Source organism: Nonomuraea sp. NPDC049784 (assembly GCF_040659615.1).
GTDB lineage: Bacteria > Actinomycetota > Actinomycetes > Streptosporangiales > Streptosporangiaceae > Nonomuraea.
In genome coordinates, this window is the sequence record NZ_JBFAMX010000464.1 from 1 (window position 1) to 8,312 (window position 8,312).

Genomic DNA, 8,312 nt, shown 5'->3' on the forward strand with positions numbered 1-8,312 from the left:
CTGGCCCCTCGGCACCCCGCCCAGCATGAGCGGGAGCGCCACGTTCTCCTCGGCGGGCAGCTCGGGCAGGAGCTGCCCGAACTGGAAGACGAAGCCGAAGCGGGTGCGGCGCAGCGCGCTGCGCCCGCGTTCGCCCATCGCGTCGATGCGCTGGCCGAGCAGGTGCACCTCGCCCGCGTCCGGCTTCATGATCCCGGCCAGGCAGTGCAGCAGCGTCGACTTGCCGGAACCGCTCGGCCCCATGATCGCCACGGCTTCGCCGGCCCGTACCGTGATGTCCACGCCGCCCAGGGCGACCGTCTGCCCGAACCTCTTGGTCAGGGCTCTTCCAACAAGCACATCGTTCATGCCGTACAGACTCTCGGCCGGGCAGGGGGCGGCGGATCGGCCGTGCGACCATTTCCGCCTCGGCCGAACGGCTGATCCTTAGAGTTAGGGCCGTGACTATTCGGGTTCTCATCGCTGACGACCAGCAACTGGTACGAACCGGCTTCCAGATGATTTTGGACGCTCAACCGGACATGGAGGTCGTGGCCGCGGTGGCCGACGGCGCGGAGGCGGTGTCCGAGGCCAGGCGGCTCAGGCCGGACGTGTGCCTGCTCGACATCAGGATGCCCAAGCTCGACGGGCTGGAGGTGACCCGGGCGCTGGCGGGTCCCGGCGTGGAGAACCCGCTGCGGGTGGTCATCGTCACCACGTTCGACCTGGACGAGTACGTGTACGGAGCCCTGCGCTCCGGCGCGACCGGCTTCCTGCTCAAGGACAGCGGGCCCACGCTGCTGATCGAGGCGGTCAGGGCCGCCGCGGCGGGCGACGCGCTGGTGTCGCCGTCGGTGACAGTACGGCTGCTGCAGCACCTGGCCAAGCCGCGGCGGGCGGCGCTCCCCGCCAACGACCCGCTGACCGACCGCGAGCTGGATGTCGTGCGCCTGGTGGCGAGGGGACGCACCAACCAGGAGGTGGCAGGGGAGCTTTTCGTGTCACTTTCCACGGTAAAGACGCACCTGGGCAGCATCCAGGCCAAGCTCGGTGTCAGGAATCGAGTTGAAATCGCAGCTTGGGCGTGGGAATCCGGTGTCGTGAGCTGATTAACAACGGGGCTCCCGGGATACAAGTGAATCAGAACCTCAGCGCATGGCCCGGGGGGAGAACAACGTGCGCTACGCCCATGTACCACCGACGAGAGCCGCCTTTGCCGTATATGTGACGCTCGCCGCCCAGGTCCTCTCCCTTGGCGCCCTCGTGATCTTCGAACGGACCCGCGGCCATCACCTCGCCGTCCAGCTCGCCGCCTTCGGCGGCCGCCCGCAGGGGCCCGCCGCGGAGGCCGTGGTGGGGGCGGTGACGGTGTTCGCGGTGCTCCTGATGCTGGTGGCGGGCACCTCGATAGCGGCGGCCGCCGCCTACGTGACCTGGCTCGTGCGGGCCAGGCAGGCCAACGATCGCTCGGCCACCTCCGGTCCCGTGGCCGCCGCCTGGTTGATCCCCGGCGTCAACCTAGTGGCACCCGTGGTGCTGGTGGACGAGGTGTGGCACGGCATCAAGCCGCCCGCGGAGCGCCGGGGGCGGTGGGTGGCGCTGCTGGCGGCATGGTGGCTGAGCTGGCTCGCCACGCTCGCGCTGGTCACCATCAGGGTCCCGCTCGACTCGTCCACCGGCGGCCTGACGGGGGTGGGGGTTCTGGAGCTGGCCTGCTTGTCGGTGGCCGCCCTGCTGTGCGCGGCGACGGTACGCGAGCTGACGCGACTGCAGTGCGCCGCCCGCGCTCCCCGGGCCGCCGAGCCCGGCACCGTGCACACGTTCTCGCCGCAGCAGCCCCACCCGGCACCGGGCTCCACGCCGATCGGCCGCACGGGTTAGACCACCCGCTCCCGGCCGCGACGTCGCGTGCTCCCCGGGGAGCGCTGTCGTGCGTCAGCCGAGGACCAGGTCGCGGATGAGCCTCAGCGAGGGTTCGTCGCGCGGGCCCATGACCAGGAGGCTCGTGACGGGGCTCTTGCGCCAGAGTTCGAGGCGCTCCTTGATCCGCCCGGGCGGGCCCACGAGCGAGATGCCATCGGCCAGTTCGTCCGGGATCGCCCTGAAAGCCTCATCCTTCCGGCCGGAGAGGTACAGCGATTGGATGTGTTCTGCCGCCTCGGCATAGCCCATCCGGCCGATGATGTCGGCATGGAAGTTGCGGTGCTTGGCCCCCATGCCGCCGATGTACAGCGTGAGCATCATCTTCACGCCGTCCAGCGCGGCCCGCACGTCGTCCGAGATCACCACCATGACCATGGCCGCCACGTCGAAGCTCTCGGGAGCGCCCGCGAGCGCCTCGCCGTACATCTCCTCGATCTTGGAGGGGAACGCGAACAGCGGCAGCCAGCCCTGCGCCAGCTCCGCGGCCAGGGCGACGTTCTTGGGTCCCTCCGCACCGAGATAGACGGGAATGTCGGAGCGGAGCGGATGCGTGATGAGCTTGAGCGGTTTGCCCAGGCTGTCCGCGAGCGGGAGCGGATAGTGGGGGCCGTCGCTGGTGACCGGCTCCTCGCGGCGCCAGACCTTGCGCATGATCTCGACGTACTCGCGGGTCCTGGCCAGGGGTTTGGCGAACGGCTGGCCGTACCAGCCCTCCACGACCTGCGGGCCCGAGGCGCCCACGCCGAGCAGCAGCCGTCCGCCGGTGAGGTGGTCGATGGTCATCGCGGTCATCGCCGTCGTGACGGGTGGTCTGGCCGACATCTGGGCGATCGAGGTGCCCAGCTTGATCCGGCTCGTACGTGCTCCGTACCAGGCCAGCGGCGTGAACACGTCGCTGCCGTACGCCTCGGCCGTCCACACCGAGTCGTAGCCGAGCCGCTCCGCCGCCAGCACCGACTCGGTCGCGTCGTCTGCGTGGCGCTGCCAGTAGCCAAGGTTCAGGCCGAGTTTCATGAGAACACCTCCGGAATTAAGTTCTATTACGGCTGCGGCGGCTCAACGTGTCAATGGTGGATCTTCCGGGGAAGTGACACTCTGTGATCAAAGGTCTGTGTCGTCTCGCCTGCCTTCTGCTTCTCCTCCAATCGGCGGCCGGGATCACGATGGCCGAGGGCAAGTCCCGGCCGAACATCGTGCTCGTGCTGGCCGACGACCTCGAAACGGGGACGCTGCCGAACTTTCCGAACATCACCCAGCACCTCGTGCGCAAGGGCGCCTCGTTCGACCGGTTCTTCGTGACGAACTCCTGGTGCTGCCCGTCCAGGTCGTCGATCCTGCGCTCCCAGTACGTCCACAGCCACGGCGTGCTGACCAACACCGCGCCCGAAGGGGGCTTTGACCGCTTTCACACCCTAGATCTGGAACGTTCCACTATCGGGACCTGGATGCAGCAGGCCGGATACCGTACGGGTCTGATGGGCAAGTACCTCAATCACTACCCGGGAGGGACGGCCGACGAGGCGTTCATGCCGCCCGGGTGGGACGAATGGGACGTGCCGGTCCGAGCCCTCTACGAGGAGTACGGCTACCGGCTCAACGAGAACGGCGCCCTGTTCGACTACGGCTGGACCGAGCAGGACTACCTGTCGGACGTGCTGGCTCGCAAGGCCGCCGACTTCATCGCAGGCTCGAAGGAGAAGCCGTTCTTCCTGTACCTGGCGCCGATCGGCCCGCACAATCCGGACAATCCCGCCGTCCGGCACGCGGAAGCGTTCCCCGGGGCCATGGCGCCGCGGACGCCCTCGTTCAACCAGGAGGACGTGAGCGCCGAGCCGCTCTGGCTGCGAGAGAGGCCCCCGATCTCGCAGGCGGGCATCGACGAGATCGACGAGCACTACCGTGCCAGGATGCGGGCCATGCTCGGCGTGGACGACCTCGTCGGCTCCGTGGTGACGGCGCTCCAGCAGACCGGCCAGCTGGACAACACCTACATCTTCTTCACCTCGGACAACGGCTTCCATCTCGGTACGCATCGGCTTAGGCAGGGCAAGACCACCCCGTTCGAGGAGGCGATCAGGGTCCCGCTGGTCGTCCGCGGTCCCGGCATCAAGGCGAACTCCACGATCAGCGAACTGGGCTCGACGGTGGACCTGGCCACGACCTTCGCCGAGCTGGGCGGGGCCACCGCGCCGTCGTTCGCGGAGGGGCGGTCGCTGGTGCCCCTGCTGAAGGGCACGCCGCCGGCGGAGTGGCGCAGGAACGTGCTGGTCGAGTTCAACAGGCCGGCCAACAAGGCGTCGGCCGCCCAGACCCCGGTGCCCGGCTATCGGGCATTGCGTACGGATCAGTACGCCTATGTTCGGTACGAGACGGGGGAGACGCAGCTCTACGACCTGCATGAGGATCCGTACGAGCTGCAGAACCTGGCCGCGAGTGCCGATCCCGCGCTCCTGGCCGACCTCGAGGAGCGGCTGACGGCGATGGCGGCCTGCTCGGGTGGCACATGCCGGCAGGCCGACATGCGTCAGTGATCGAACAGCGAGGGGTAGGCGTGTGCCAGGTGCTCGGAGACCGCCTCGGCGGCCTCGCCCGCTTCGCCGCTGTCGATGGCCTCGAGGATGCGTACGTGGTCGGCGCGCAGGATCGACGTGTCGCCCAGGCGCTGCACCGCTTCGACCGAGTACCTCCGCATGGAGTCCCGGAGCGAGCGCATGATGGCGGCGATGAGCCGGTTGCCCGACGCGTCCGCTATCGCGCAGTGAAAGGCCGTGTCGTGCTCCACGAACTCCTCCGCGGACTTCGCCGTGTCCATCCCGGAAAGAGCGGCGGCGAGCGCGGATGTGTCGGCTCGTGCGGAGGCGGCGAGGGTGGCGGCCCACTGCTCGATCATGTGGCGGGCGTCGATGACCTCGCGCATCTCCAGGTTGGCCAGGCCGAGGTGCAGCCTGAGCAGGTCAGACAGAGCCGTGTCGGGGCGCGAGGTGAGCACGGCCCCCGCGTCAGGTCCCCTCCCCACCTGTGAGGACACGACGCCGAGGGTCTCCAGCACGCGCATGGCCTCGCGCACCGACGAGCGGCTGACGCCGAGTTGCTCGGCGAGCTGGCGTTCGGCGGGCAGCCGGTCGCCCACCGTGAGGCCGTCCTCGGTGATGCGCCGCTCGATCTGTGCGAGGACGTCCTCGAACGTCCGCGTTCGCTTGACGGGACGCCAGCCGCTGTCGTCCAACGGACTCCCTCGTGGTGGCCGGGAAGGATGTGGTTCGGTATGGTCTGACCATACTGTGGTAAGACCATACCCAACAAGAAACCTGCTCGTTGGACTGCCGCCCCACTGTTGTGCCCGGCTGAGGCCGTTGCGGCAGCCCACTTAGCAGGTTTCTCATTGGCCTTGGAAGGAGAGTCGTGCGAGTCGCTTTGTTCATCACGTGTGTGAACGACACGCTCTTCCCCGGCACCGGCAAGGCCGTCGTGTCGCTCCTGCGCAGGCTCGGCTGCGACGTGGACTTCCCCGCCGCCCAGACGTGCTGCGGCCAGATGCACGTCAACACCGGTTACCGGGAGGAGGGCGTGCGGCTGGCCCGCCACTTCACCGAGGTGTTCGCTGGGTACGACGCCGTCGTGGCGCCGTCGGGGTCGTGCGCGGCCATGGTGCGCGAGCAGTACCCGAAGCTGGCCAAGCCGGGCAGCAGGGGAGCGGCGGCGATCGCGGAGGTCGTGCCGAAGGTGTACGAGCTGTCCGAGTTCCTGATCGACGTCCTGAAAACCGACGACGTTGGGGCATATTTCCCGCACCGGGTGACATATCACCCGACGTGCCACTCGCTCCGCGGCCTCCACCTCGGCGACCGGCCCACCAGGCTGCTGAAGAACGTACGCGGCCTGGAGCTGGTCCCGCTGCCGGGGTCCGAGGAGTGCTGCGGCTTCGGTGGCACGTTCGCGGTCAAGAACCCGGCCGTTTCCGCGGCCATGGGCGCCGACAAGACCCGCAACATCCTGGACACCGGTGCCGAGGTGCTCTGCGCGGCGGACAACTCGTGCCTGATGCACATCGGCGGCACGCTGAGCCGCCAGAAGACCGGCGTCAGGACGATGCACCTGGCCGAGATCCTCGCATCCACGGAGGAGGCCCAATGAGCGCGACCTTCCTCGGCATGCCCGGCAGTTTCCCGAAAAATGCCGAAAAAGCCGTACAAAACTCGCAACTTCGCTACAACCTCCGCAAAGCCACCCACACCATCCGCGGCAAGCGGGCGAACGTCGTCGGCGAGCTGCCGGACTGGCAGGAGCTCCGCGCGGCCGGCAAGGCGATCAAGGACCACACCCTCCGCAACCTCGACCGCTACCTGATCCAGCTCGAGGAGGCGGTGACCAGGGCAGGCGGCACCGTCCACTGGGCCAGGGACGCCGCCGAGGCCAACGCCATCGTCGCGGGCCTGGTCAAGGCCACCGGCGAGACCGAGGTGGTCAAGGTCAAGTCGATGGCCACCCAGGAGATCGAGCTCAACCAAGCACTGGCCGAGCAGGGCATCACCGCGTACGAGACGGACCTCGCCGAGCTGATCGTCCAGCTCGGCGACGACTTCCCCAGCCACATCCTGGTCCCGGCGATCCACCGCAACCGGTCGGAGATCCGCGAGATCTTCCTGGACAAGATGCCCAAGGTCCCGCCGAACCTGACCGACGACCCGCCCGCCCTGGCCGAGGCGGCCCGGCTCCACCTGCGCGAACGCTTCCTCAAGAGCAAGGTCGCGATCTCCGGCGCCAACTTCATGATCGCCGAGACCGGCACGCTCGTCGTGCTGGAGTCGGAGGGCAACGGCCGCATGTGCCTGACGCTGCCGGAGACGCTCATCAGCGTCGTCGGGATCGAGAAGCTGCTGCCCTCCTGGCGGGACCTGGAGGTGTTCCTCCAGCTGCTGCCGAGAAGCTCCACGGGCGAGCGGATGAATCCCTATACGAGCATGTGGACGGGCGCCGTCGAGGGCCAGGACTTCCACCTGGTGCTCCTGGACAACGGCCGCACGGACGTGCTCGCCGACGAGGTGGGCCGCCAGGCGCTGCGCTGCATCCGCTGCTCGGCCTGCCTGAACGTGTGCCCGGTGTACGAGCGGGCGGGCGGCCACGCGTACGGCTCGGTCTACCCGGGCCCGATCGGCGCGATCCTCACCCCGCAGCTCAGAGGCATGTCGTCGGACCTGGACGCCTCGCTGCCGTTCGCCTCCAGCCTGTGCGGCGCCTGCTACGAGGCCTGCCCGGTCGCCATCGACATCCCCGAGGTCCTGGTGGACCTGCGGGCCAAGGCCCCGCACGCGGCGGCCGAGCGGGCCGGCATGAAGGTGGCGGGCTGGATTCTCAACGACCACAACCGGCTCGCCAAGGCCCAGCGCGCGGCGACCCATCTGCGCGGGCTCGTACCGAAACGTCTGCCCGGGCCGCTGTCGGCGTGGACAGACACCAGGGACGTGCCGGAAATTCCGGAAGAATCCTTCAGAGACTGGTGGGAGCGGAATGAGCGCTCGTGACGAGATCCTCGCCCGGATCGGCAAGGCCGTCGCCGGCACGGCGGACGTCGAGATCCCCCGGCACTACCGTACGGCGCAGCAGGTGGAGGACCTCGTGGGCCTGTTCGCCGAGCGAGTGGACGACTACCGGGCCATCGTGCACGTGCTCCCCGCCGCCGAGGTGCCCGCCAAGATCGACGACAGCGTCGCCGGCCGCCGCATGTTCGTCCCCGACGGCTTCGACCGCGAAGGCGGCTGGACCGACCTGAACACGGCCGACGGAGTGGTCACGTACTGCGCCGTGGCCATCGCGGAGACGGGCACGATCGTGCTCGACCACGGCCCCGGCCAGGGCACGCGAGCGCAGACGCTGGTCCCCGACTACCACCTGTGCGTGGTGCGGGCCGACCAGATCGTGGCGGGGGTGCCGGAGGCCGTCGCCCGGCTCGACCCGGCGCGCCCGCTCACCTGGATCAGCGGCCCCTCGGCCACCAGCGACATCGAGCTGAACCGGGTCGAGGGCGTGCACGGCCCCCGTACCCTCGAGGTGATCATCAGTACCTGAGCACGGCCGCCACGTCCTTGACGGCGTCGGAGAACCACAGCTCCGCGTCCGTCATCGCGGCGGCCCTGGCCAGGGCGGCGTCCGAGCGCTCCTTGACCGGCTCACTCACGCCCCAGCGCTGCAGCTCGGCCGGGTCAGTGGCGAGCTGGGTGCCGCCCTCGCCGATCCAGATGGGGTTCGGCAGCTCGCCGGGCGTGAGCACCGCGTGCACCCTGCCCTCGCGCAGCGCCTGCGCGACGCGGGCCATCCCGACGGGCCCGGACATCTCCTGGTGCCGCTCGAGCAGCTCGGCCCGTTTGCGGTCGAGCCACTCGTCGAGTGCCCGCTCCACGTCCTCCTCGAAC

The 8,312-nt window shown here is 69.1% G+C and carries 9 protein-coding genes and 1 pseudogene; 6 read left to right on the top strand and 4 right to left on the bottom strand.

Translation table 11 applies throughout. The features are described from left to right. Window positions 1-348 (bottom strand): ATP-binding cassette domain-containing protein (locus AB0J09_RS47955; protein ID WP_360707146.1); only part of this gene is annotated, 348 nt, incomplete at its 3' end. 92 nt (window positions 349-440) lie between these two features. Here AB0J09_RS47955 and AB0J09_RS47960 point away from each other — a divergent pair. Together AB0J09_RS47960 and AB0J09_RS47965 are read left to right on the top strand one after the other, a co-directional pair. After that, entirely contained in the window at window positions 441-1,088 is a 648-nt protein-coding gene (locus tag AB0J09_RS47960) for a response regulator transcription factor (protein WP_360707149.1), read from the top strand. A 46-nt stretch (window positions 1,089-1,134) separates the two neighbouring features. Beyond that, window positions 1,135-1,860: a DUF4328 domain-containing protein gene (locus AB0J09_RS47965; protein ID WP_360707152.1), complete on the top strand. Its 726-nt coding sequence runs from the start codon at window positions 1,135-1,137 to the stop codon at window positions 1,858-1,860. Between the two features lie 54 nt (window positions 1,861-1,914). Here AB0J09_RS47965 and AB0J09_RS47970 read toward each other — a convergent pair whose 3' ends face one another. After that, entirely contained in the window at window positions 1,915-2,916 is a 1,002-nt protein-coding gene (locus AB0J09_RS47970; RefSeq protein ID WP_360707154.1) for an LLM class F420-dependent oxidoreductase, read from the bottom strand. Window positions 2,917-3,065: 149 nt separating this feature from the next. Here AB0J09_RS47970 and AB0J09_RS47975 point away from each other — a divergent pair, with 149 nt between their 5' ends. Beyond that, window positions 3,066-4,433 (top strand): sulfatase, encoded by a 1,368-nt coding sequence (locus tag AB0J09_RS47975; protein ID WP_360707157.1) that lies wholly within the window; start codon window positions 3,066-3,068, stop codon window positions 4,431-4,433. Here the strand turns inward: AB0J09_RS47975 and AB0J09_RS47980 are convergent. Continuing rightward, window positions 4,427-5,128 carry an FCD domain-containing protein gene (locus AB0J09_RS47980; RefSeq protein ID WP_360707160.1) on the bottom strand — a complete coding sequence of 234 codons (702 nt, stop codon included), beginning with the start codon at window positions 5,126-5,128 and terminating at the stop codon, window positions 4,427-4,429. The two genes, AB0J09_RS47975 and AB0J09_RS47980, sit on opposite strands and share 7 nt — an antisense overlap. Before the next feature lie 176 nt (window positions 5,129-5,304). Here AB0J09_RS47980 and AB0J09_RS47985 point away from each other — a divergent pair, with 176 nt between their 5' ends. The 3 genes from AB0J09_RS47985 to AB0J09_RS47995 are packed head-to-tail and all read left to right on the top strand — an operon-like array spanning window position 5,305 to window position 7,968. Further along, complete coding sequence (locus tag AB0J09_RS47985) at window positions 5,305-6,036, top strand: (Fe-S)-binding protein (RefSeq protein ID WP_360707163.1); 732 nt, start codon at window positions 5,305-5,307, stop codon at window positions 6,034-6,036. Continuing rightward, window positions 6,033-7,424, top strand: coding sequence for a lactate utilization protein B (locus AB0J09_RS47990; protein WP_360707166.1), 1,392 nt, complete (start codon window positions 6,033-6,035; stop codon window positions 7,422-7,424). The genes AB0J09_RS47985 and AB0J09_RS47990 overlap by 4 nt, the downstream gene beginning before the upstream one ends. After that, window positions 7,411-7,968: an LUD domain-containing protein gene (locus AB0J09_RS47995; RefSeq protein WP_360707169.1), complete on the top strand. Its 558-nt coding sequence runs from the start codon at window positions 7,411-7,413 to the stop codon at window positions 7,966-7,968. The genes AB0J09_RS47990 and AB0J09_RS47995 overlap by 14 nt, the downstream gene beginning before the upstream one ends. Here AB0J09_RS47995 and AB0J09_RS48000 read toward each other — a convergent pair. Next, window positions 7,958-8,312, bottom strand: a pseudogene (locus AB0J09_RS48000) (hypothetical protein); the annotation flags it as partial. The gene AB0J09_RS47995 and the pseudogene AB0J09_RS48000 overlap by 11 nt on opposite strands.